Annotated in this window: 25 protein-coding genes and 1 pseudogene; 12 read left to right on the top strand and 14 right to left on the bottom strand. The window is 35.4% G+C overall.

Annotated elements, in window-relative coordinates:
• Positions 1-52 precede the first annotated feature (52 nt).
• The 7 genes from BAR153v2_RS01515 (at position 53) to BAR153v2_RS01480 (ending at position 5,507) form a co-directional block, all read left to right on the top strand.
• A complete protein-coding gene (locus BAR153v2_RS01515) occupies positions 53-340 on the top strand; it encodes a phage tail assembly protein (RefSeq protein WP_078680009.1) in 288 nt (95 codons plus the stop codon).
• A gap of 38 nt (positions 341-378) precedes the next feature.
• Complete coding sequence (locus BAR153v2_RS07475) at positions 379-450, top strand: GpE family phage tail protein (RefSeq protein ID WP_339373813.1); 72 nt, start codon at positions 379-381, stop codon at positions 448-450.
• Positions 447-2,747, top strand: a complete 2,301-nt coding sequence (locus BAR153v2_RS01505; RefSeq protein ID WP_078680007.1) for a phage tail tape measure protein — start codon at positions 447-449, stop codon at positions 2,745-2,747. The genes BAR153v2_RS07475 and BAR153v2_RS01505 overlap by 4 nt, the downstream gene beginning before the upstream one ends.
• 5 nt (positions 2,748-2,752) lie before the next feature.
• A complete protein-coding gene (locus BAR153v2_RS01500; RefSeq protein ID WP_078680006.1) occupies positions 2,753-3,133 on the top strand; it encodes a phage tail protein in 381 nt (126 codons plus the stop codon).
• The gene (locus BAR153v2_RS01495) at positions 3,130-3,354 is read left to right on the top strand and encodes a tail protein X (protein ID WP_078680005.1); all 225 of its coding nucleotides are present in this window, start codon (positions 3,130-3,132) and stop codon (positions 3,352-3,354) included. The genes BAR153v2_RS01500 and BAR153v2_RS01495 overlap by 4 nt, the downstream gene beginning before the upstream one ends.
• Positions 3,351-4,661 carry a contractile injection system protein, VgrG/Pvc8 family gene (locus BAR153v2_RS01490; protein ID WP_078680004.1) on the top strand — a complete coding sequence of 437 codons (1,311 nt, stop codon included), beginning with the start codon at positions 3,351-3,353 and terminating at the stop codon, positions 4,659-4,661. Before BAR153v2_RS01495 ends, BAR153v2_RS01490 begins: the two co-directional genes overlap by 4 nt.
• Positions 4,662-4,973: 312 nt before the next feature.
• On the top strand, positions 4,974-5,507 hold the full coding sequence (locus BAR153v2_RS01480) for an antA/AntB antirepressor family protein (RefSeq protein WP_078680003.1): 534 nt from the start codon (positions 4,974-4,976) through the stop codon (positions 5,505-5,507).
• 61 nt (positions 5,508-5,568) lie between these two features.
• On the opposite strand, the gene BAR153v2_RS01475 is transcribed toward BAR153v2_RS01480, so the two are convergent.
• The 4 genes and pseudogenes from BAR153v2_RS01475 to BAR153v2_RS01460 all read right to left on the bottom strand — a co-directional run bounded on the left by BAR153v2_RS01475 (position 5,569) and on the right by BAR153v2_RS01460 (position 6,641).
• Positions 5,569-5,880, bottom strand: coding sequence for a DNA-binding protein (locus BAR153v2_RS01475; RefSeq protein ID WP_078680002.1), 312 nt, complete (start codon positions 5,878-5,880; stop codon positions 5,569-5,571).
• 12 nt (positions 5,881-5,892) lie between these two features.
• A pseudogene (locus BAR153v2_RS01470) lies at positions 5,893-6,078 on the bottom strand (type II toxin-antitoxin system RelE/ParE family toxin); the annotation flags it as partial.
• Positions 6,079-6,093: 15 nt separating this feature from the next.
• Positions 6,094-6,420 carry a type II toxin-antitoxin system PemK/MazF family toxin gene (locus tag BAR153v2_RS01465; protein WP_244548612.1) on the bottom strand — a complete coding sequence of 109 codons (327 nt, stop codon included), beginning with the start codon at positions 6,418-6,420 and terminating at the stop codon, positions 6,094-6,096.
• The gene (locus BAR153v2_RS01460; protein WP_078680000.1) at positions 6,417-6,641 is read right to left on the bottom strand and encodes an antitoxin MazE family protein; all 225 of its coding nucleotides are present in this window, start codon (positions 6,639-6,641) and stop codon (positions 6,417-6,419) included. Before BAR153v2_RS01460 ends, BAR153v2_RS01465 begins: the two co-directional genes overlap by 4 nt.
• Before the next feature lie 137 nt (positions 6,642-6,778).
• Here BAR153v2_RS01460 and BAR153v2_RS01455 point away from each other — a divergent pair, with 137 nt between their 5' ends.
• From BAR153v2_RS01455 to BAR153v2_RS01440, 4 genes are all read left to right on the top strand, one after another.
• Positions 6,779-7,441 (top strand): lysozyme, encoded by a 663-nt coding sequence (locus tag BAR153v2_RS01455; RefSeq protein WP_078679999.1) that lies wholly within the window; start codon positions 6,779-6,781, stop codon positions 7,439-7,441.
• The gene (locus tag BAR153v2_RS01450; RefSeq protein ID WP_078679998.1) at positions 7,438-7,665 is read left to right on the top strand and encodes a hypothetical protein; all 228 of its coding nucleotides are present in this window, start codon (positions 7,438-7,440) and stop codon (positions 7,663-7,665) included. The genes BAR153v2_RS01455 and BAR153v2_RS01450 overlap by 4 nt, the downstream gene beginning before the upstream one ends.
• A gap of 305 nt (positions 7,666-7,970) precedes the next feature.
• Positions 7,971-8,531, top strand: a complete 561-nt coding sequence (locus tag BAR153v2_RS07465; protein ID WP_244548611.1) for a hypothetical protein — start codon at positions 7,971-7,973, stop codon at positions 8,529-8,531.
• 77 nt (positions 8,532-8,608) lie between these two features.
• Entirely contained in the window at positions 8,609-10,042 is a 1,434-nt protein-coding gene (locus tag BAR153v2_RS01440; protein ID WP_244548610.1) for a hypothetical protein, read from the top strand.
• A 44-nt stretch (positions 10,043-10,086) separates the two neighbouring features.
• Here BAR153v2_RS01440 and BAR153v2_RS01435 read toward each other — a convergent pair whose 3' ends face one another.
• From BAR153v2_RS01435 to BAR153v2_RS07455, 4 genes are all read right to left on the bottom strand, one after another.
• Positions 10,087-11,262, bottom strand: a complete 1,176-nt coding sequence (locus BAR153v2_RS01435; protein ID WP_244548609.1) for a site-specific integrase — start codon at positions 11,260-11,262, stop codon at positions 10,087-10,089.
• A gap of 2,130 nt (positions 11,263-13,392) precedes the next feature.
• Positions 13,393-14,310 (bottom strand): YopJ/AvrA family T3SS effector serine/threonine acetyltransferase, encoded by a 918-nt coding sequence (locus BAR153v2_RS01430; protein WP_078679996.1) that lies wholly within the window; start codon positions 14,308-14,310, stop codon positions 13,393-13,395.
• 239 nt (positions 14,311-14,549) lie between these two features.
• Positions 14,550-14,966 (bottom strand): hypothetical protein, encoded by a 417-nt coding sequence (locus BAR153v2_RS07460; RefSeq protein ID WP_244548608.1) that lies wholly within the window; start codon positions 14,964-14,966, stop codon positions 14,550-14,552.
• 22 nt (positions 14,967-14,988) lie between these two features.
• On the bottom strand, positions 14,989-15,150 hold the full coding sequence (locus BAR153v2_RS07455) for a hypothetical protein (RefSeq protein WP_244548607.1): 162 nt from the start codon (positions 15,148-15,150) through the stop codon (positions 14,989-14,991).
• Between the two features lie 286 nt (positions 15,151-15,436).
• On the opposite strand from BAR153v2_RS07455, the gene BAR153v2_RS07450 reads away from it, so the two are divergent.
• Positions 15,437-15,544 (top strand): type IV secretory system conjugative DNA transfer family protein, encoded by a 108-nt coding sequence (locus BAR153v2_RS07450; protein ID WP_244548606.1) that lies wholly within the window; start codon positions 15,437-15,439, stop codon positions 15,542-15,544.
• Here the strand turns inward: BAR153v2_RS07450 and BAR153v2_RS07625 are convergent.
• From BAR153v2_RS07625 to miaA, 6 genes are all read right to left on the bottom strand, one after another.
• Positions 15,498-15,623, bottom strand: a complete 126-nt coding sequence (locus BAR153v2_RS07625) for a hypothetical protein (RefSeq protein WP_256385944.1) — start codon at positions 15,621-15,623, stop codon at positions 15,498-15,500. The two genes, BAR153v2_RS07450 and BAR153v2_RS07625, sit on opposite strands and share 47 nt — an antisense overlap.
• Before the next feature lie 710 nt (positions 15,624-16,333).
• Positions 16,334-16,510, bottom strand: a complete 177-nt coding sequence (locus tag BAR153v2_RS07335) for a hypothetical protein (protein ID WP_158078272.1) — start codon at positions 16,508-16,510, stop codon at positions 16,334-16,336.
• A gap of 39 nt (positions 16,511-16,549) precedes the next feature.
• A complete protein-coding gene (locus BAR153v2_RS01410) occupies positions 16,550-17,866 on the bottom strand; it encodes a Fic family protein (RefSeq protein ID WP_078679994.1) in 1,317 nt (438 codons plus the stop codon).
• Positions 17,867-19,304: 1,438 nt separating this feature from the next.
• Positions 19,305-20,039: a pyridoxine 5'-phosphate synthase gene (locus BAR153v2_RS01405; protein ID WP_078679993.1), complete on the bottom strand. Its 735-nt coding sequence runs from the start codon at positions 20,037-20,039 to the stop codon at positions 19,305-19,307.
• An 81-nt stretch (positions 20,040-20,120) separates the two neighbouring features.
• Positions 20,121-21,242: an ATP-dependent RecD-like DNA helicase gene (locus BAR153v2_RS01400; RefSeq protein ID WP_078679992.1), complete on the bottom strand. Its 1,122-nt coding sequence runs from the start codon at positions 21,240-21,242 to the stop codon at positions 20,121-20,123.
• 330 nt (positions 21,243-21,572) lie between these two features.
• Positions 21,573-22,448, bottom strand: a complete 876-nt coding sequence (gene miaA, locus BAR153v2_RS01395) for a tRNA (adenosine(37)-N6)-dimethylallyltransferase MiaA (RefSeq protein ID WP_078679991.1) — start codon at positions 22,446-22,448, stop codon at positions 21,573-21,575.
• Between the last annotated feature and the right edge of the window lie 59 nt (positions 22,449-22,507).

Raw genomic sequence — 22,507 nt, 5'->3', positions numbered from 1 at the left:
CAATGGTATCAATCAATTAGCAGACCATAGAGAAAACTTAGGATTATAAAAAATGACTATACAAAAAAGCATTACACACAAATTACTTATTCCTGTGATCTTTGAAGGAAAAGAACACACCGAAATTACCTTACATCGTCCCAAAATAAAAGATGTGCAAGCCATTGATAAGAAAGAAGGCATTGAACAAACAATTGCTATGATTGCACGCCTTTCCGGATGGCCACATGAAGCGATTGAAGAACTGGATATTAATGACTTGTCGAGCATTGGAGAGATTTTGGAATCTTTTATCACGCGGCGGGACACCTCGACTGGGAAACCGCCGCTAAACTCATAGCCGATATCGCCATTGTGTTCCATTGGTCACTTTCAGACATGATGGAAATGGAACTGCAAGAACTAATATTCTGGCGAAAACAAGCAGCAGAAAGGTATAAAACAAAATGAGTAAAAAAGTTGCTGATGCAAAGGTTAAGCTGTCCCTTGAAGACGAACTCTCCACGCCTTTAAAACGTGTGCAAAAAAAATTCGATACATTGTCAAAAACACTCTCACATAGATTGAGTATTCCGCGCTTTTCTGCTGCTGTAAAAAACATGACAACGAGCCTTCATGGCGTTCAAAGTGCTCTTGGTACAGCAGCAAGCCGTGCTTCAGTCTTTACTGGTGCTTTAGGACTTGCTGGTGGTGGTCTTGTGGCCAGTCTAACTGCTGTTACTATGAAAACCATGCATATGGGTGATAGTCTACACCATGCATCACGCCATTTAGGGATGAATGTTGTATCACTTCAATTATGGGGAGATGCAGCCGATAATTCAGGATATTCTGCCGAACTTTTTCAACAATCCCTAGCCACTTTAAATAGGCGTTCAGCACAAGCATATGCTGGGCAAAAAAGAGGCATTATGGGCTTTGAAGCACTTGGTATTTCAGTCAAAAACGCTTCCGGAAAACTCAAATCAAACTCTGTCTTACTGGAAGAAATTACCGACAAGATGAGTAAGATGAAAAATCAAGCGCAAAGACAGCACATTGCTGCTCTGCTGTTTGGTGGTGACGGCAAGGAAATGGCAGCCATGCTTGCGCAAGGGATGAAGCCAATCAAAGAACTGTTTGCAAAGGCACAAAAAGGAAAATGGCTAATAGGAGCCGATGTCGCACGCTATGCAGCAGATTTAAGTGATAAGCTTGATGCCTTTAAGAAAAAAATAGGCGGTATCGCGAGCTTTATTGGTGCACGTTTCATGCCGGTGATCAATGATATGATTGACGGTTTTTCAAAGTTGATTGATGAAAACCATGACCTCATTCAAACGACAGTTGCTGGATGGGCTAAAAGCATAAAAAAAGTCTTTAATGATTTGCTTAACCCTACCTCTGATTTGAGAAAAAGCATCAGTGATCTTACAGAGAGAATTAAAGGCTGGTTTTGCTGGCTAGAGCCTTTGATTGGTGAAATAACTCTCTTTAAGGTAGGCCTTGTCGCACTTGGTTCATTCATTTTTGGCCCACTCATTGCCGCATTAGCCGCAGTGGGAGCAGCGTTTGTCACGCTTGGCTATGCAATTATGACAACACCTATCGGTTGGATACTTGGTGGTATTACAGCTCTTGTTGCTGCTGGATATTTTCTTTACAAAAATTGGGATAAAATCAATGGCTGGCTGCTTACATCAATAGCCATAGTGAGTGCAGTTTTTATCAGGCTTGCTTTCGCTCTTTCAGGACCAGTGCTTTCAGCCTTCACTTCTGTTGGTTCTAAAATTACCGGCCTAGCTGTAAATCTTGGAAAATCCCTACTCTCAAAAATAATCGTAGCAGATAAAGCTTTTATTAGATTTTCTGCAACTCTTGGAAGATCACTCCTCTCAACAATCGTAACTGTTTGCTCTGTAGTCGCTCGTCTTGCTTTAACTTTTGTAGGCTCACTGATTTCGGCAATAACTGCTGTTTCTTCTGCTTTTATATCGCTTGGTATCACAATCATGACTACACCCATAGGCTGGATAATGACTAGCATCGCAGCCCTTATTGGAATTGGATATCTGCTCTACAAAAACTGGGATACAGTTATAAGCTTCATAAGCAAGTTATTGGATTCTTTTGCTAGCTTATGCAGTAACGTTTTTGATCAACTCTTCACTCTTTTTAAAAACTTTTCACCACTCACTTGGATAGCAAAAAAAATTAATGAACTCATTAAATGGTTGTTTGGCATCGATTTAATAGAGGCAGGAGCCAACCTGATTAACAGTCTTTGGGAAGGTATCAAAAGAAAATGGGACGATCTGTATAACGAATTTGGCAATATGATGAATGGACTAACCAGTTGGATGCCAAACTGGATGAAAGAAAAGCTAGGCTTTAATGTTTCAATCAACAAAACTTCAACCCAAACTATTACAACCTTTACCGATGAAACCAATGCTCGTGCAAAAAGAATGCTTGATACAGCAATTGTCCCCTATTCTCCATCTGGAAGAAGCAAAAGCAATTCCAATACAGGCGTAGTTGAAACAGGACAAATGCAGGCTAAAAATGTAAAGGTTGAATCTTTCAAGATTCCAGAACCCATCACAGTTCATAAGCCGGTAGAAATAGACGCTCGCGTAATGATTTCAAATTTAAATATTTCCGTTCCCAATGGTTTAAAAGACGAAATCCGCACCGCCGTAAATCAAGCCCTTGAACACTATGCCAAACAACAGCGTTTGGCTATAGCTTCTAGTCTTTCGGATTAATCATCATGATGTTAGCTTTAGGTTGTTTTATCTTTTCCATTGAAACAGCAGCCTATCAAGTCCTCGATATAACCTATGACATTCCATGGGTTGAACAAGGGCGGTTGGGACGTAAAGCAGCGCTTCAATTGCCAGCTACTGCAAATGCTGCGTTTTCTTTAAAAGGTATCGTTTATCCAGATTTCAAAGGCGGTCATGGACAAATAGAACATTTACGGCAAATGGCGCATAACGGTCCTCACATCCTTGTGACTGGTCAAGGCAAAATTTTAGGTAAGTTTGTCATCCTTTCCGTAGAGGAAAAACAAAGTGTTTTTCATTATAATGGCACACCCAAAAAACAAGAATTTACGATAAAGTTGAGAGAATATGGTGAAGACCTATGAGTGACCTTTATATGACTAAAGATGGCGATATGGTGGATGCCATTTGCTGGAAATACTATGCCAAAGGTCAACAAGCGCTCGCTGTTGAACGCGTCTACGCGGCTAATTTTGGTCTTGCAGACTATGGACCCATTTTAAAAGCAGGTATCACGATACTCCTACCATCCCTCCCCTATCCTAAAGCCACACCTGTGATCAGAATTTGGGGCAACAAACAATGAACCCTTTTTGCACAGTGATGGCAAATGGAGAGGATATTACACGCATACTTATGGACTATGTTTTGTCGATTGAAATTACCGATGAAGCAGAAGACAAAAGCGACCGCATCACCATAGAGCTTGATGATCGTGCGCGTGAGTGCGATAATGGCTTTCTTGACATTCCTTTAATTGGAACAATCATTTCTATAACTCTTGGTTATGAAGGCGGTAAAAACCGTGATATGGGAGCCTATCTAATTGATGAAATCTCTGTAAGCAGCCCACCACAGACCTTAAGTGTTACAGGGCGCGCCGCCTCCATGAACACATCTTATAGAACACCTAAAAGCCAATCCTATCACCAGCAAACCCTTGGCAGTATTGTTCAAGAGATAGCAGAGCGTAATGGCTATACACCAAAGGTTGATCCTTCTCTTGCAAAAATCGTTGTGCGTCACATTGATCAAACGGCTGAAAGCGATATGGCTTTTGCTACACGCCTTGCAGAAGAATATGATGCGGTAGCAAAGCCCGTTGATGGCAAACTTGTGCTCGCCAAACGGGGTGAAGGCAAAGCCATCACCGGTGAAACACTCCCTATTGTTGTTATTCACGAGAAACATTGCACCTCTTGGGATTTTAAATACAGCGCACGAGATGAAGCAGGTGCAGCAAATGGCTTAGAAACAGATGTGGGGGACGACCAAAAAGCCGCGGCTGATGCACGAGAACCAGAAGAGATTGATGATGATGAAAACTTTATCCATATGGATGACAGTGACAGAGCACCACCATCATCTGAATTGGAAAAAGCAGAAAAAGAATCTGAGAAAGAAGAAGAAGACAAAGAGAAAAAAGGCGGTGTTATCGCAACCTATCATGATATCCGCAGTGGTGAAAAAAAAGAAGTCAAAGTTGGAAAACCACCGTATCATGAACTCAAATATACTTACCATAATCAATCAGAAGCTGTTGCGGCCATTGCTGCTTATCGTAATAAATCATTACGCGGTAAGTCTTCTTTCTCATGTGATATTGGTGGAGATCCATTTGTGCAAGCAGAAGCAAAACTTGTTCAGGATCCCCCTTTCCGACCTTATATTCCGGCAGAATGGCGCATCAAGAGCGTTAAGCACAAACTTGATAAAATGGGCGGCTACACCACAAAAATAGAGTGTGAACTTTTTGACAAAGCACAAGAAAATGCGGCTGAAAACGTTGCAAACACAACACCAGACAAGGACGATACCCTTGATCCAAACGCTCCACCCAATGCATGTGATGAAGGCGAAGGCGTCATCCATATGGACGTAGAGGATACATAAGTCAAATTAGCAAAAATGCAAAAAATCTCGAAAGCAGCTTGACAATGTGGCGACAATATGAATAATCGAATCAGGTGCCTAGAAAACACCTTAAACACATAGCGGATTGGTTGCCGAAATAATCAGTCTTCCGCACATTAAAGACTTTGACTCATTGTATGTTAGGCGCATATAATAACTTTGTCGGGTGTAGTTATGCTATACAATACCCTTGTGGGGAAAGCATAACGACGGGCTATGTGCCGTGTTTTCTAGCACCCGGCATCTTTTAGAGTGTCAATAGAAAACCTTTAAGCACATAGGAGCCAAATCATGGCACAATATTTAATTGACTTACATCAAACTACGATTGATGGTGATATCGTTCAGACAGTGAACGCACGTGAATTACATACATTTTTGGCAATAGGAAAACGTTTTGCTACTTGGATTACGAACCGCATTAATCAGTATGCATTTGAAGAGGGAAAGGACTATATTTTAACGCTTCCCAAAATTGGGAAACGTAAAAATGTTATAAGTAAAGAATATCATCTCACCCTAGACATGGCGAAAGAGCTCTCAATGGTTGAACGCAATGAGAAAGGTAGACAGGCTCGACGCTACTTTATTGAATGTGAAAAGAAACTAAGAAACCAAGCTGTTGATTATGATAATGATACGCGCTTTGATTTACCAAGCTATTGGGAAGGTATGAATGCTGGCGAAAAAGTTTTATATCTTTTAGGTCCTATTCATATGCGTCTTCTTGATGCCTTCAGAGTAGATGAAGAAAACAGAAAATACAAAGCTCTCATTAAAGAAGCAAAACAGGTTCTAGCAAGATCTGTCGTAAAAGCTGCTTAGATTTAAGTAAGAACATCCCCTTCCCCATCTTCAAAGGTGGGGAGGGATTAATACACTAAAGTTACACGTGTGGAACTGGTTGTTCAAGAGGCTGTACAGCTAAGCGAAATCCCATGGTACGCAGTAAAGCATTCAAGCTGCGAAACTCTGGATTGCCTTTTTCTGAAAGTGTACGGTAAAGTTGTGTGGGATTCAGGTTGGCTGCTTTAGCTACAGCCTGAACACCACCATAAGCTTTGGCCATTTGGCGTAGAGTTACAAGCAGCTCACCCTGATCACCATCTGCTAGAATTGCATCAAGGGTAGCTGCTGCCAACTCAGGATCATCACGGAATATTTCTGCTATTGCATCATCATGGTTACGGTCTTTCATTTTTGCACTCCTTTAATCTTCACGGTTTTGCCAATCACGCCAGCAAGCACATGCACGAGTGATATCAGTCTCTTGTGTTTTTTTGCTGCCACCGCATAATAGCAACAATACGGTCTTTCCAGATTGGACATAATAAACTCGGTAGCCAGGACCAACATTAATACGCAATTCATGAACACCCTCACGAAGCGGCTTGAAAAAGAAATCCTATTGTTATTTCACTATTCCTAAAAATACAGCCAAACAGCGTTCAATTTCTAACATTTTATCTGCCGGAATGGAGCCAAAAGTGGAACTAACTTTTTCACATCTTACCGTCATAATCTTATCAATCATTACTTGCGAAGGCTTTTGTAAACCATTTTTACTGTCTGGATAAAGAGTGATGCGAAGTAATGGCGCCGAAACAAGCGTACTTGTAATTGGTAAAACTGTTACACTTGTATGTTCACTGAATTGATTAGCTTGAATGATCAATGCAGGTCTTGGTTTACCAAAATCCCCTTGCATAGCTATTGTTACGAGAGATCCACGCATCATTCTGTCCAGCCATCAACATCCATTAAAGATTGATCCATAAACAACTGCATAGATGTATCTGGTTTATCCCTTTTTGCCACTAAGCGACATTGACGACGGCACTCTTCTGCAAAATTTGGTTGGCGTGTATCTGGCACCCAAATTTGCATCAAGCGTAATCCTGCTTTCCTTTGTGCGTTGCGATGTTTTTGAACGCGTTCATTGACATGCATTGTAGTCATAACAAAATCTCCATTATGTTTCATGTAACGTATAACACAGAAAAAAGTTACATGAAACGAGATTTTTAATAAAATATAATACTTCAAATTTTTAACTCACCCCCGCCTTGTGCGGGGCTTTTTTTATGGAGCAACATATGCGAAAAATATCATCAGAAGGACTTGCACTCATTAAGCAATGGGAAGGTTTGCGTTTAAATGCCTATAAAGATGCCATTGGGGTGTGGACAATTGGTTATGGACATACAAACACCGCCGGAAAACCTTTTATTTACGAAGGCATGACAATCACTGAAACACAAGCAGAAAAACTTCTTTGCCAAGATTTAAGACAATTTGAAAATGTTGTTGAACGCACTGTTAGCGTTTCCTTAACGGATGAACAATTCGCAGCGTTAGTGTCTTTTTGCTATAATGTAGGAACAGTAGCCTTTTGCAATTCGACACTGTTAAAAAAGCTCAATCAAGGTGAATATGAAGCAGTGCCAGCCGAACTACAGAAATGGACTAAAGCAGGCGGGAAACGCTTACAAGGTCTCGCACACCGGCGCGCAGCAGAAGCAGGATTATGGGCGAAAGGGGCTTATGTTTCTTCTAATTATCAAACAGCAGAAGCGCAAGAACCAACAAAAATTTTAAAAACAGAACTTCTTGCTCCGATCATAGCTGCTTTTTCGGGATGTGTGGAATTGTTAGAAGGGAATGGTCCTGTACAATACGCTTTAGCGACGATTATAGTTTTTGCGTCCTGTCTGGGATTAGTATTGGTTGCTAAGCGCTTACGAGAGCAAGGTTTATGATCTCGTGGGGAAAAAGATATTTTGTGATAGTGATGGCGGTTTTAACCGCTTTTTTTGTCGCCGTAGTTAAGGCTTTTCGTTTAGGCAAGAAGACTGAACAGAAAAAACAAACAGAAACCATTGTCAAGAGAGCAATAACACGACTGGAAATAGAAAATGAAGTTAATAAGAAAAGTGATGCCGATGTGCGTGCTGATCTCTCTGAGTGGGTGTGCGACAAATAAATATGTTTCTTCTTGTGTTGGTTGGTTCCCTATTTATTTAAGCCGGCAAGATCTGAACACCATCAGTTCGCATTTAGCAAGAGAGATCTTAAAGCATAACAAGCAAGGTGAGTACTTGTGTCGATGGAAACAGTGACTCTCAAAAAATTAACCCTTGAATTAGCTTGTCTTATGGATTTTATGTTTCTAATAACGTATACTTAATATGACAAACTTCAGTCTTTTCATCTTTTAAAGACGAAAAAAAAGAAGTTAGATTTTTGTAAAACGACACGATTGCTTGTCTTGTATAGATCAGGGGGAGAATGAGAACAAATTTAAGTGGCCGCATAAGAAATACATCTTTACCAGAAAATCACGCTCTACTGCCTCTTTTTGAAGCAATTGTAAATTCTATTCATTCCATTGAAGAAATAGGAAATGATTTTTCCTCAAGCTACATTATAATTTCAGTCATAAGATCGGAGCAAACTGCACTACCACTTGAAGAAGACACTGAAAAACAAAACAAAACACAAATTATAGGCTTTAAAGTAATCGATAATGGTACAGGTTTTAATGATCATAACTTACAATCATTTGAAACTTTAGATTCAGATAATAAAAGAGAAAAAGGCTGCCGTGGTGTAGGACGGCTTCTGTGGCTTAAAGCTTTCGATGATATAAAAGTAAGAAGTATTTATGAAGCAGATAAAGAGCTAAAAGGGCGGGAGTTTTCATTCGACACTGTTGAAGGTATAAAAGAACTACGCAATTTTCAAGATGATTGCGCAAAGAGAGAGACTATTGTTGAATTAAAAGGAGTGAAAAAAACTATAAAGCTCATGTTCCTAGAACCATACAATCTATTGCAAAAGCACTATTAGAACATTGTCTCTGGTATTTTGCGAGAAACGGCAGTTGTCCTCCTATAATTATTGAAGATAACTCAGAAAAGATATCGTTGAATGATCTATATGAGCAGTGCATACATGGAGCAGTATTTAATGAAGAAATAGAAATAGGAGATTATAATTTTTCTATTATGCATATTAAATTTAGAACCTTATCTTTGGATAAACAAACTTTATCTTTTTGTGCAGCCAATAGAGTTATTACAGAAGAAAAATTATTACCTAAAAACATTCCTGGTATGCAATCAAAACTGCAAGATGATATGGGGGAATTTATATACTCTTGCTACGTAAGCTCCCCTTTTTTGGATGAAAGGGTACGTTCTGAAAGAATAGGCTTTGACATTGAAAAAAATACTGAAGGGTTATTTAAGAATGTAGAGATATCATTTGATATGATACGGAAAGCTATATTTCCTAAAATTCAAAAATACTTAAGTAAAGAATTAGAGAAAAACATTCAAGATAGTAAGAAAATAATTGAAAATTTCACACATAAAGTACCACGCTATCGCTCAATCCTAAAGTATTTAACTGACGATGACTATATAATTTCTCCTACAATAAATGATGAAAAATTAGAAGTACATTTGCATGAATGTTTTGCTAGATTAGAAAAAGAAATTTTAAAAGAAGGTTATAATATTTTAGCAGTTCAACAAGGAGAAAATCCAGAGCGGTATACTGCAAGAATTAATAAATATGTAAACGCTGTAGGTGATCTTAAAAAGTCCGATTTGGCAAATTACTTATGCCATAGAAAGACTATCATAGAACTTTTAAAAGAATCTTTAAATTCTCTTTCTAAAGATGATGATAAAGAAAGATATGTTAAAGAAAATGTTATTCATCAACTTATAGTGCCAATGAAGTGCGATTCTGAATCTATTGCTATGAATAATTGTAATTTATGGTTGATTGATGAAAAATTAGCATTTCATGATTATTTAGCTTCTGATCTTCCATTGAATAAAATACCTTTTTCCGGTTCTAAGAATAAGGAGAGACCCGATATATGTGCTTTAAATGTATATAATAATTCTGCCTATTGCAATCCTCTATTAGTATCAGACAGCAAAGAGAATACACAATCTCCTCCCTTGGCATCTCTGACTATAGTGGAAATAAAGCGTCCAATGAGAAATGATGCACAGAAAGATACCGAAAAAGACCCGATTTATCAGGTCATCAATTATTTAGAAAAAATTCGTACAGGTAATGTACACACCTTGAAGGGACGCCCAATAAATTTGTCTGAAGGAGTAGTTCCTGGGCACTGTTATATTATCTGTGATTTCACTCCAAAAATAAAAGAGTGTTGCAAACATTGGAATTTAATAGAAAAAGGAGATCATATGGGATATTTTGGATATCATAACGGATATAACTCTTATATAGAGGTGATTGCATTTGATAAACTCGTAGCTGATGCCGAAAAAAGACATCAACGATTCTTTGAAGCTTTAGGATTGCCATTATATTAGAGCAACAGTGATTATATTTTTGATCTCATAAGTTTGAATATTTATCAAGTCGCTGCTGATATAAAGGACGCCCACTGTTCTAAGAGGACACGTCGTTGTTCCAAAAAATCCGTTCGCATATAAGCCTTTGTCACTGAACTCCCAACTGAATGTGCAAGAACAAATTCTGCAATCTCAAACGGTGTTGACGTTGTTTCTGCTATCCAATCCCGTAAACTGGAACGAAAACCATGGGGGCGATAAGTCAAACCTTTTTCTTTCATGAATTTAGAAAGTGTTACATCAGATATAGGCTTTCCAGAACTGCCTGAAAATAAAAAACCATTTTTTTCTATTTTTTTTGCTTTTTCAATAACAGCAAGCGCTTCAGCTGTAAGCGGCACACGAAAATCAGAAACCTTTCCAACAATCCCCTTCATATTTTCTTTTGGGATAATCCATATTGATCCATAAATCTCTTCTGACCGAATATGCCTAATTGGCATAGAACGAACACCCGTCAAAATAAGAAGTTTTAAAGCTAGGTTTGATACAAGCTCATCATCTAAAGATTGAAAAAACTTAGGCACTTCTTTCCATGGCATTGCTGGAATATTTTGGGTATTTTGAATAAACTTTCCTAATAAAGCTTTTGCTTTTGGTATCAATTGCATATCCACATCTATACCAAGTGCCGCTGCATGTTTTATAGCTATATTCAAGCGGGATAGAGCTTTACTTGCTGTTTCGTTTTTTGTCTTCCAAATAGGAGAAATGCATCCTTTTATATCAACTTGCGTCAGTTCAGTGATTGGCATATCACCAAGTTTAGGAAAAACATGTAACTCAAGAGGTGTTAACCACCTTGCTGCTTTTCCTTCATTTTTCAATTCGTTTTTTTTCGCTTCAAAAGCACTAGAGGCAATTTCTCGTAAAGAAGTACCACCCCTTACCCGACGCAAATTTTCTTTTTGTTTTTGGCGAATTGGATCAATTCCTTGATCCAAAAGATCACGACAAGCTGAAGCTTTGAGCCGTGCTTCTTTTAAAGATACATTGCTACAGGAACCTAATCCCATTTCTCGTCGTCTTTTATTGAGGTCAAACCTAAAAACCCATCGTCCTCGATCTGGTTCAGTTTTGATAAGCCATAAACCAACTCCATCAGCATATTTGCCTTTAGATAGATTTTTTACAGATAAGACAGACAATCTATCGCGTGTTCTTATTCTTCGAACCACCTTTTGAACCACCTTTTAAAAACCACCTTTTGAACCACCTTTTGAATTGCGCTTGGAGCGCTTTCATCTGGTACCAAGATTATATATAAAAGGCAATTTAATAAATAAAATAAAATAAAAACAAATAGTTATTGAACAGGAAAAAAGATAAACCGCGCTATCAGGTGATATTGTAGAGAGTTCTAAGGGGAGAAAAAATTGGTGCACAAATGGTGCACGCCGTCCGCACCATCTCTCGAATTTTAAAATCAATAAGTTATCTACGATAAACAGAAGATTTCCTTTTGTGAAGCTATTGCAACACTATTAAGTGGAATTGTAATTTTGCAAAATTGCGAATCAGCTTAAATACAGTGAGTTATTTTTGTATTTATCACGTATTATAAACATCTTTCATATCAGAGATAGCTTTGAGCAATGATATTCGTTTCTAAAATGATGGATTTTGATTTTGAAGCTAAAATCATTAGCTTTGTAGTTTGCTCTTTCTTTGCAAAGAATATTTTATACCAAATTCTATTTTAAGAGCTTGATTATACAAAAGCTAATTTTAACTACATTGTCATAAATAATTATCTAAGATATATTTCTGTACTAAGAAATAATATCTTTTAAATTTCGGTTGTCTTTAAATTGATAAAATGACGTGTTACAATTTTCTCTCCTTTTTAATATAGAGGATCTATATAAAAAGCATTTTTATTTGTTTCATAACGTAATAAAAGACTTCCAAGCATTTAACTGTGTTAAACGAATTTGTTATACAGTTATATCGCGAGCACATTCAATAATCTGCTCTTTTTTAATCCGCAATCTATTTTATAATCCCTTTCTTCCAATTGGACTAGCATTTTTTATGCTTCTAAATTTATTAGTGCAATTTTAAAAAGCATCACAAATTCTACAAACAATACATAGTTATTTTAAAAGAATTTTTTTGTTTGTACTATTCCTTTAAGCTGATGGAAATTAATTCTATTTTTTCTATTAACTTCTATTGATATAAAAATTCTGAAAAACTTACATGATTTTTTATTTTGTACTTCATCTACTATGTTCTTCAACAAGGAATTTGACATATCTATGTCATTACAAACATTTAGATAATTCAAATACGCTGTTAGCGTATTTAATCATATTTTCTTGTTATCCCAAATTTTGTAGAGTATTTAAAACCCTTTTTTCTCAGTCATATATTGTTATTGCCAATCATTAAATTAATATTGTAATAATGAATGACTCCTTTAGGAATTACTGATTTTTTTCATTATGATATCCTAAAAAACTAATAAGTTCCTCGAATAAGGAATTCAATGCTACCGCAAAAGATATATCTCTTTCAGAGAATAATTTTTAGAGGAGAGTATATAAATTTCTAGTTTATTCAGCTTATTTTGAATCTCTTTATTGTAAAGTTTTTTACTAACTTAGGTTATTAAAGGCTATTATTTCTGTTCTCGTCGTCTTTTCGGCAATGCTTACTAGAAGAATTTTTCTGATGCATTATTTTTTCTTAGTAGATCTTTGTGCTTTTCCTTTTTCAATAATAAACAATGAGTTAAATAAAACATATTTCCGAAATAAGTTCTCTAAATAGCTTTTTAGTTTAGAGCACAGAAAATCACCTCCTTTTAAAGATATCTTGTTAAATTATTCAAGCATTCTCATAATGACTTGATCTAGAAGATCTAGCAATATTTTTTGTTTCTGTATTCAGTTCAAAATCAATAGACTTTAGCAGTATAATTTCCCCTTCTTTATACCAATTAATAATATAGATACATCAGTATAAAGAACAACTCCTTGAACCGCTTCAAGTTACATACCCTCCCATGTGAGCTTGATTTTAGAAATTAGTTCTTTGTTTTGGCGATATATTTTTACCTGACGAAATCACTATATACTATAAGCATGCAATAGCTAAATTGTACAGGCACGAAGTTGTTTCCATAACTCTTGCTAGTAATTCAGTGTTCCTTAGGCGCTTGCTTCTTAGCACATATATACATTGTGTATACTTTATCAAGTAATAAAATAACCCTTTAACAAGGGAGCTATAAATACCCCAAGAAGGCTTAATCCCAAGTTGATATGTTTTTCAAAATTGATAATTTGATCAAAGATTTATATTTACCTTATCAAAGATTTATATTCATAAATCCTTTTTTTGTGTGGCGAACAAGATACATTTTTATTATCTATCACGGCTGAATTTCGGCCAAACCTCTCAAAAATAACTTCACCCTTCTTGTTAATAATTTCTTGTTTAGCTTTCGGATTTGATTGTACATACTCATTAAGACGGGTTACGCTCTGCGTGTGTTTGTAAAAAGTGACTGGAAGATACTTATCTAGCTGTTCATAAGATACAAAAAAAGTATCTGATTTACATAAGACACCGTTGATATTACTTCTGTGTAGTCTTTCTAATTTATCAGCTTCACAATAAAGTTTTTTAGCTATAGCCAAACTAAAAATCCCACATTCAGAAGCACTCCGTTGAATATCCATTTCAGCTATAGAAAAATGACAATTAGGGAATTGACTCTCTTCAAGAATGTCTTTTACTCTCATTGCTAGTACTGCCGGCTTCATATGCTTGAACGCCGTAGGCTCAAATAATATCAAAGACATTCTATTATTGATAGTTTGATGATCAATTACTGCAAAATGGATTAAATCATCTCCTAAATTAACTATCAATCTAGAAGATTGAATCTTATTATCTATTGCATTTTTTATTAATATGGGAACATCCTCAGGTGTTGCAGAAAATTTAAGGTTCATCAGTGGATATTTTTTGTTTGCTTCCTCTATCAAAGCGGGCATCATTGCAAGATCCAATCCTCCATAAATCATATCATACCAACCACCATGCTTAACGTCATTCTCTAAACGCATAATAGTGCTTTTTAATGGTTCAGCATCCCAAAATATAAAATTGTACTTTTTTCTAAGTACAGCTTTTTCTTTTTTTTCAAACACAACATCATTTTTATTTTTTTTTGAACGATGAATTTTGTTTAGTAAATCTCTTAGTTTGGACATATATTAATTTCCATATTTAGAATTATCATTCTATAACTAATCTTATTTAATGACTTTAAAATGTCGTACATTAGTTTCTTTTTCATTCTTAAAAATGAGGCAATAAGATTATTTTGTAAAAACTAAGCTGTTTTTGCAATAAATTGTCCACGTTTTGTTCGTAAGCTTTTAATATGAGATCTATAATTTTAGGAAATGCTAAATTCTAAAGGAAGATCTGAATTTTCAGAATTTATCACTTAGTTTTCAATAGAGAATGCTACAACTTCAGTATTGAAAATTAAATCGCACACTAGAATGTCTTTGTGCTCTTCTTTAAATGGTTTTTGACCATCCAATAAATGCCCCATCGCGCCAAAAAGGGTGTAATGCAGAAGAGCTTGATGAATTTCTTTATCTTGAACTGTCGTGACAAAATTATCTAATGAACGCATATGCTTAGGCATCTGTTTCAGATGCTGCATCGCACGATAAACTTCCATCTTTTGCTTTGGTGTTGGAGAACGTCCTGTCTGAAGTTCGTAACAAATTGCAACCCATTCTTGGGCCCAGAGATTATCAGCCTCTGTATCAACATCTGCTAGAGGCATGAGAGCACTTAAACTGCCATCACTTTCTCCAATATCATAGTGGTGGCCACTTACAGCATGACACAAAGTAAATAATGAACGACCTTTATCAAAAACTTGTTAGATACACCGAAAGATGCTTGCCATTCTTATCTGCTGCTTTTGACCAATAACGACATGATTGTACAAGTAAAAAAGCGAGAAGGGTTAATTTTCCTGCACCGGTTGGTCCAAAAATAAGCGTGTGCCCAAAACAATCACCAACATGCAAATTAAGACAAAAAGGGGCAATCTGGTATTCGAAGAGTAACGGCTTCCCCTATAGATTTAAATTTGAAAAGTTCAAAAAATGATCTTCGGGGAGAAGTTCAATGGATGAATATGAAATGCCTTGAAGATGTTTTTCAAGCAATAGGGAAATAATTATTGGTGAAAGATATAGAGTTGATGAAGATATTGTCAAAGATGTATCCTTCAACCCACAAGATAAAACAACATAGGGGAAAGGAGAAAGTCAACCGTTATTAACATATAAACTTGATTTTGATTCAACTCATATGTTCTTCTTTGCTGGTTCAGGAGGATATAAAACGACAAGCAATGTTATTCCAGCTCGCCTTAAATATAGCGATCCAATTGTTGTTTTGATCCAGCAACAGAAATAGCTCCAATCGTAAAAGAAAGACGGTAGAGCATCAACAAAAGAACTGTATATATTTCTTGATCCTCATGGAAAATCAACAAAAACTTTTAATCCTTTAAATCGGGTATTAAATGAAACTATCCCTATCTATGAAAAGGAAGCTGGTTTAATTGAAATAGCTAGACTTCTCCTCTCTGAAAACTATAGATCAATATCCACTGATCAATTTTTTACATCTATAGAAAAAATAAGAAACGAAGCTTGAGATTATAGAGTCTATACTAATCTCATGGTGATTTTTAAAGGTCTTTACGGAATAATCAATGATGCGTATTAAATCTACACTGTTTCATGAATTTGACACATGAGGACAATGAAGTACTTTAAGTAGTTTTCTCTCCATCAGCGCTATTTTGTATCAATTTTCCTTTAACATAACTAAAAACTACCTTTGTCACGCCATTACACTGTTATTAAATAGATTCTAACTCATGCAAAAAAATTGCAGACCAACACCTTCCTTAGTACTTCTAAATTTTTTCGCTCAAATAAAAGCAAGAGCATTAACTAAGCCTTTCAAGTTTTCACACACTCTTTCTTTGAATTCAGCAACAAAAAACTAATCATAGCATTTTTCTTCATATCTCAAATGCAACAACATCTGACATTTAAACACCTCAATTTGAAGAGATCTTTTTTAAAATTCCTCCTATAAATGAAATGAAAGAACGTACTTTAATAAGCTATAGCCGTTATATTTAAACGACTCATTCTAATTACTCGTAATTGCTTTTGTAATTCTTTGACTTTCTTAACCGACTTCTATAATTTCTTTTACTTTACAGATTGGTATGTTAATACTTTTAACGAATTCTTCATAATTATTACTATCCATTGCTTTACATTCATATGGCGAAAGACGAGAATTAACTTTACCGATCAAATCACAAAGAACCTCATTAATAAACAGAGTGGCCTCTAGTTTCAAAGCTTCTGTCCATATATTTTCTGGCATATCAAGAAAGCGTTACAGCGACCTGATGAACTTTCTTACTACTTGCACATAATGTTTTTCTATTTTTTGAGGCTTTTGAAGGTTTTCATAACTAGAAGCTTTTATAACATTTGCATAACTTTTAACTGCATCAGCAAGTTTACCAAAATTCTCAGTATGCCCAGCTTTTTCGCGTCCGAATGTCTCATTATTACGATACTCAGCTGAAGAAGGCATAAGCCGTTCAACAAACGTTTCTGCTAAAGTTGGCTCTATACGAATCATGCGCATTATTCCATTCAATTCATCCGCATTTCCATAAATAGCTTTTGCACAATGTTGGACTCTTTGTTTGCTTCTTTCTTGTTGCCTTCGCATAGAGATATTCTCTGTAAACTTTTTAGTCATTTCATCAGTATTTAGAACTTTAAAAGTGACCTTATGATCAAGCTCGAATGCGCTTAATTGTTCTGGTGTAAAACAATCGCTACTGCAGTTTACATAAGCATTTGCCGTTTCTACCACAACGCGATCTTGATCAACGACCCTACAGATCCCCTTATAGAGCACGCCTTCTCTTGCTGATATAACAAGCTTCTCCTCCGGCGGGGACTTATCAGCTGCATACAGCTCTCGCAGCTCTCTTATGCAGCGCTTTAAAATTCGCAGCTTTTTTGGATTGGAAATATCTTCAAACAAATGCTCCAAAGGAGCTATATCATCATTTCTTATAGATTCAATACTCGCATATGTCATACGCATTGATGTCATGGCAGAGAAATCAAGTTTATGCCCCGCAGCTCTGGCAAGCTTTATAAAAAACAATCGTTGTGTACGTCCATTACCTTCTCTAAAAGGATGTATATAATTGATAGCAGCAAACAGTTTTGCTGCTTCAGGAACAAATTCCTCACGTGATAAGCCTTTTAAATTATTTTTCTGAGCAAGTACTCGATCGAATAATTCTAAACTTTCCCCAATCTCTCTACCAGCTGCAAACTTAACATCAGAATCGCTCTTTGACATGCCAAGTGCCGTAGCGGTCGTACCATCTGAAAATGTAAATGGAACATCACGAGTGCACCCTGCCCATTCAAATACATCCTGAAATAAACGACCATGCAAATACTTTAAATAGGAAGTATCAAATCGCTCTGGATCAGGCTCTGCCAGCAAATTAACAGCTTCTTTTGCTGTATCATGTGCACATCTCTGCACTAACTCATAAAGGTCTGTGATTCCATATTTATTTTTCAGCACTACAGTATCAGGATAAGTATAATAATAAGACGAATGCATTATAGATATCTCAGGCTGTTTTAAGGTTATCACCCTTTCAGTTTTCTTCATAATAAACACCTTATAATTTATATCTGTAAAATTCTCCCATATATATCTTTATAAAATTTCAATCTTTTAAGATAATAAAGTACACCTTTCATTTACATAAAAATTCATGATTTATATCTACTATTCATAATACCATTGTAATTTCTTTATGTTGAAAATTATAAAAACCATCTACCTCGCATTTTTAATGCGCTTGTACAAAGATATGCATCCTTATACTCTAATACTGTTTTGACACTAAACACTTATTATATCAGATGCTTTCCTAACTTATAAAAAAATTGCACAAAATCAAATAAACTTCGCGTAATTAATAGACATTAGTCCATATTTTTCTTCATTCATATTAGCTAATAATACCTAAAAAATTTCATCATCTCATTAATTATTTATATTCAGTAATCCTTTTTTTATATAATGAAACAAATATATTTTTATTAACATATACAGATTAAGAGCCTCATTTTTGTACAGCCTTTTAATAAGCTAATATAAAATTCAAAAACTTTTATATCCTTTGCACCATACCAGCTATATTTCTATCAAAAACCAAAAACAAACCCATTGTTAATATCAATATTTGAGCCTGCATAAAGACTACTTATAATACCTAAAATTAGATAACGATCGATTTTTAATATTAAATATTAATGTCACACTCTGACCATCTGCATCACTTTTGTCTATAAAACTGGAAGTAGGGTAACCTGAAAAACCACCAATTTTCCTACCAAAATAAAAACACGCCCATGAAAATATAGCCAAAGAAATAGCCGATGAAATAATATACGATTGATAAGGATAGATACAACCTGTTGTCTCCACTATAGGTAGAAGTTGAAAATATATAAAGGTAAGGCGCCCTGAGATCACTAAGACACATAATGTTACATAATTCTTTCAATCTATCTATAGTGAAAATAACACAGTTACAAAAAATAATTAAAATATTGCTGAATTTATAACTTTCTATAGTTCTGTACTGAAATCATCAAGCATTAATCAATACTGTTTTTTTTTATTTTATTAATTACATATTGATTTTTGAAAACTATAATCTAATTAAAAAATAACTTTTTAAGCAATTGAGAGAATTAAATAAAGCATAGCCTTATACTTTTAATTATTAAAAATTAGGAGTTTTTTAAATTTAAAATAAATATATTTATATTCCAACTGAAATTAATTTACCTTTAGAAAAAACATTACCTGTCAGATCTTAATTAAAATTGCAAAATTATTTTATTCAAATCTAATCTCAATTCATCTTTTCTAGCTTTCTTTTCTAATATTGCTGTGCTTTTGCTGAAGAAAGCAATAATTTTATAGCTAAATAAGAATCTAAGCTATTGCATCATAAATAGTACTTTTCAACAATGACATAAAAGTCTTTAGATACTAAATTCAATACATCGTTACAATTTCTTGAATAGATAATTTATACCAATAATTGAATGAAACGCTGAACAGCTCCATGCATTCCATATTCTAATGCATCAGCGATAAGCCCGTGGCCAATAGAAACTTCATGAATCCAAGGAATCCGATTAACAAGAGTAGGAAGATTAGCAATTGTTAAATCATGACCTGCATTAACATTTAATTGTAATTGCCTAGCTTTTTGTGCTGCTAGAATTAATTTATTTAACTCCTGTGTTTGCTTTTCTTCATCATCAAACGCACCACCATAAGCTCCAGTGTAAAATTCTACACGATCAGCGCCAATAGCTTTAACTATATCAAGGTCATCTAAAACTGTATTAGCGAATAATGAGACGCGAATATTTTTTGCTTTTAAGCGCTGAATAATAGGTGCTAAAAATTCTGCACTGCTAGCGAAATCCCAACCATGATCCGAAGTGGACTGATCTGGAGAATCAGGAACAAGAGTAATTTGATCAGCATATTTCTCTGCTAAATCTAAAAATGTATCACTTGGATAACCTTCAATATTAAATTCAGCACTAGGAAAAGCATTATTCATTAAAAAACGTATTTTGGGTAAATCAACAAAACGGATATGTCTTTCATCCGGACGTGGATGAACCGTTAAACCTGCTGCACCCGCAGAAAGTGCTATATATCCAATTTTTTCAAGGCTTGGCCATGGAAGATTACGCCTATTGCGCAAAACGGCAACAGCATTGAGATTAACTGAAAGTTTTATTGGCACACACTACCCCACTTCTATAATATTCTGATATTTAAAAGAAACATATCTCAGCATAATATCAAACAATAAAATATTCTTGAGCTATCGAACAATTGTTAAGCACTTTGCTGCCCGTGTAATCCCTGTATAAAGCCATCGTGCGTACATATCACGAAATGCAAAACTTTCATCAAATAAAACCACATTATCCCATTGAGATCCCTGAGCTTTATGGACAGTTAACGCATATCCATAATCAAAATCATCATATCGCTTTTTTAGTTGCCACGAAATTTGATTATCAGGATTCTCAAAGATTGCTTTTAGAAGTTTAACTTTTGCCACACCACGTTCACTATCTTCCGGCTTAATAATAAGATTTATACCTGGCTTAACAGTTTCTTTCTGTGAAGTCATAACTTTCCATAAAGAACCATTCAATAAACCTTTAGTAGGATCACTCCGTAAGCATACAAGTTTATCTCCAACCTGTGGACAATCGGTTGTAAATCCCTTTAATTCACGTAAACGTTTATTATAAAGATAACGCGTTCGATTAATACCTACTAAAAGTTGATCAGCTTCCAGTACTAATTGTTGGCTAACCTCTTTACGAGTAATAACACGCGCTAAACCATAATCTCCATAAGAAATATCGCGTCCCTCACGCACATCCATAGCCAAACGAATAATCGGATTATCACGCGCTTGTCTATGAATCTCTGATAAAAGAAAATCTGGTGTACTTTCAGAGAAAAAACCTCCTCCTGATATGGGAGGTAATTGACCAGGATCACCAAGAACAAGAATTGGTGTTCGAAAACTCATTAAATCACGCGCTAATTGTTCATCGACCATTGAGCACTCATCAACAATAACAAGCCTAGCTTGTGCAACTGGACTTTGTCGATTCAATGCGAATGTTGGTGTAAGGGATGTTTTACCTGTTATTTCATCAGACACTTCTTCTTCGCCACGAGGACAATAAATCAATGAATGAATGGTACGAGCATTACTGGCTCCCTTAGAACGCAAAACTTGGGCTGCCTTACCTGTAAACGCAGTAAATTGAACAGAACCGTCAACTGTTTCAGCAAAATAACGAGCAAGTGTTGTTTTTCCAGTTCCTGCATAACCAAAAAGCCGAAAAATAGGTGATTTCCCATTTTTCAACCACGCGGCTACAGCCTTTAATGCATTATCCTGTTCTGGTGAAAACTGCATAACCTATAAAATAAGATTCGTACAAAAAGTGCAAGCACTCTAACAACCAACATTACTGTAGGTAAAAAATTCTTATATGTATGATATTTCCTAAGATAAAACCTATTATTACTAAACCTGTAGATATACTTACAACAGTTAAACATATTACACATACATAAATTAATTAATTTTCAAATCTTCTCAATCATTTCACAAATAAAGCTACTAAAATAAAATATTTCAAATTTTAATTATCACGCCTTTCTGTCTTCATACAATTATCTTTAAAAGAAATTTCGTCTAAAATATTCTCTTCTTTTTAAGCTACCCTTCAAGCTTTCAATATTTTTATGCAGCGATAATCTTCCATTCCTCATTTAGTTGGTTACGAAACCACGTCATTTGCCTTTTTGCATATCTCCTAGTTTTTGTTTTCACCGTCTCAATAGCATTCTCAAAACTTAAATATCCGTCTAAATAAGCGATAAACTCAGATAAACCAATAGCTTTCATAGCTGGCAATAAAGGAGAAAGCATAAGCTGCTTTATAATAAAAACCTCTTCTAAAACTCCTTGTTCAACCATATGATCCAGTCTCTTATTAATGTTCTCATAAAGCTGTTGACGTGGTGGAATGAGAAGAATCTTTTCTGAACAATCCTTTGCAATCAAAGATGTAGTTTTTTGTTTTTGCCACCAACTAAGTGTTTTACCCGTCACATCATAAACTTCCAAAGCACGTATAATGCGTTGACCATCTTGCGCACAAATACGCTTAGAGAGTGCAGAATCAACCTGTAATAACTGACGATATAGATTTTCGGCACCTTCTTCTTGAAGTCGACGCCGCCATTTTTCTCGACAAACATCTGGAATATAAGGAATTTCTGAAATTCCTTCCAAAAGAGCACGAAAATAAAGACCTGTTCCACCAACAAAAATAAGTGACTTCGATGTTATTACATTTAAAAGCTTTTCTACATCACGTAACCATTGTCCCACAGAATAACTAAGAGAAGGACTTATATAACCATAAAGATAATGGGGAGAAATTATAGTATCATCTTCTGTTGGTCGTGCTGTCAAAATATTCAAGGTATCATAAATTTGCATTGAATCAGCATTAATAATAACAGCATTTTTTTCTTGAGCTATTTTTAATGCAAGTTTTGACTTACCACTTGCAGTTGGACCTGCTATCAATGTGATTGTCCTTTTTATCATGAAAAGCAATGCCTTCATTTTTTTCTGCAAACATCGCTGTTATAAGCAATAACAGGCAA

The sequence above is a fragment of the Bartonella sp. AR 15-3 genome (genome assembly GCF_002022445.1).
Classification (GTDB): Bacteria; Pseudomonadota; Alphaproteobacteria; order Rhizobiales; family Rhizobiaceae; genus Bartonella.
Note: the sequence above shows the minus strand (reverse complement) of the source record. Positions and strands in the feature narration are given on the sequence as shown.

Bases quoted from the DNA above. Each gene is read 5' to 3' on its own strand.
- BAR153v2_RS01515 (WP_078680009.1), top strand. From the start codon at position 53: ATGACTATACAAAAAAGCATTACACACAAATTACTTATTCCTGTGATC.
- BAR153v2_RS01505 (WP_078680007.1), top strand. From the start codon at position 447: ATGAGTAAAAAAGTTGCTGATGCAAAGGTTAAGCTGTCCCTTGAAGAC.
- BAR153v2_RS01500 (WP_078680006.1), top strand. From the start codon at position 2,753: ATGATGTTAGCTTTAGGTTGTTTTATCTTTTCCATTGAAACAGCAGCC.
- BAR153v2_RS01495 (WP_078680005.1), top strand. From the start codon at position 3,130: ATGAGTGACCTTTATATGACTAAAGATGGCGATATGGTGGATGCCATT.
- BAR153v2_RS01490 (WP_078680004.1), top strand. From the start codon at position 3,351: ATGAACCCTTTTTGCACAGTGATGGCAAATGGAGAGGATATTACACGC.
- BAR153v2_RS01480 (WP_078680003.1), top strand. From the start codon at position 4,974: ATGGCACAATATTTAATTGACTTACATCAAACTACGATTGATGGTGAT.
- BAR153v2_RS01475 (WP_078680002.1), bottom strand. From the start codon at position 5,880: ATGAAAGACCGTAACCATGATGATGCAATAGCAGAAATATTCCGTGAT.
- BAR153v2_RS01465 (WP_244548612.1), bottom strand. From the start codon at position 6,420: ATGATGCGTGGATCTCTCGTAACAATAGCTATGCAAGGGGATTTTGGT.
- BAR153v2_RS01460 (WP_078680000.1), bottom strand. From the start codon at position 6,641: ATGACTACAATGCATGTCAATGAACGCGTTCAAAAACATCGCAACGCA.
- BAR153v2_RS01455 (WP_078679999.1), top strand. From the start codon at position 6,779: ATGCGAAAAATATCATCAGAAGGACTTGCACTCATTAAGCAATGGGAA.
- BAR153v2_RS01450 (WP_078679998.1), top strand. From the start codon at position 7,438: ATGATCTCGTGGGGAAAAAGATATTTTGTGATAGTGATGGCGGTTTTA.
- BAR153v2_RS07465 (WP_244548611.1), top strand. From the start codon at position 7,971: ATGAGAACAAATTTAAGTGGCCGCATAAGAAATACATCTTTACCAGAA.
- BAR153v2_RS01430 (WP_078679996.1), bottom strand. From the start codon at position 14,310: ATGTCCAAACTAAGAGATTTACTAAACAAAATTCATCGTTCAAAAAAA.
- BAR153v2_RS07450 (WP_244548606.1), top strand. From the start codon at position 15,437: ATGTTCTTCTTTGCTGGTTCAGGAGGATATAAAACGACAAGCAATGTT.
- BAR153v2_RS01410 (WP_078679994.1), bottom strand. From the start codon at position 17,866: ATGAAGAAAACTGAAAGGGTGATAACCTTAAAACAGCCTGAGATATCT.
- BAR153v2_RS01400 (WP_078679992.1), bottom strand. From the start codon at position 21,242: ATGCAGTTTTCACCAGAACAGGATAATGCATTAAAGGCTGTAGCCGCG.
- miaA (WP_078679991.1), bottom strand. From the start codon at position 22,448: ATGATAAAAAGGACAATCACATTGATAGCAGGTCCAACTGCAAGTGGT.